Below are 246 nucleotides of genomic sequence, written 5' to 3'. Positions count from 1 at the left end.
TCAGATGTGTATAAGAGACAGCCTACGGGTGGCAGCAGTGGGGAATCTTAGACAATGGGGGAAACCCTGATCTAGCCATGCCGCGTGAGCGATGAAGGCCTTAGGGTTGTAAAGCTCTTTCAGTGGGGAAGATAATGACGGTACCCACAGAAGAAGCCCCGGCTAACTCCGTGCCAGCAGCCGCGGTAATACGGAGGGGGCTAGCGTTGTTCGGAATTACTGGGCGTAAAGCGCACGTAGGCGGAC

1 rRNA gene is annotated in these 246 nt (G+C 55.7%); it reads left to right on the top strand.

Annotated elements, in window-relative coordinates:
- Nucleotides 1–246: ribosomal RNA gene (locus ACTHSL_RS14015) — 16S ribosomal RNA — on the top strand; the annotation flags it as partial.

Source organism: Neisseria sp. P0008.S010 (assembly GCF_051962715.1).
GTDB lineage: Bacteria > Pseudomonadota > Gammaproteobacteria > Burkholderiales > Neisseriaceae > Neisseria > Neisseria elongata.
This window is presented reverse-complemented; position numbering and strand designations above follow the sequence as displayed.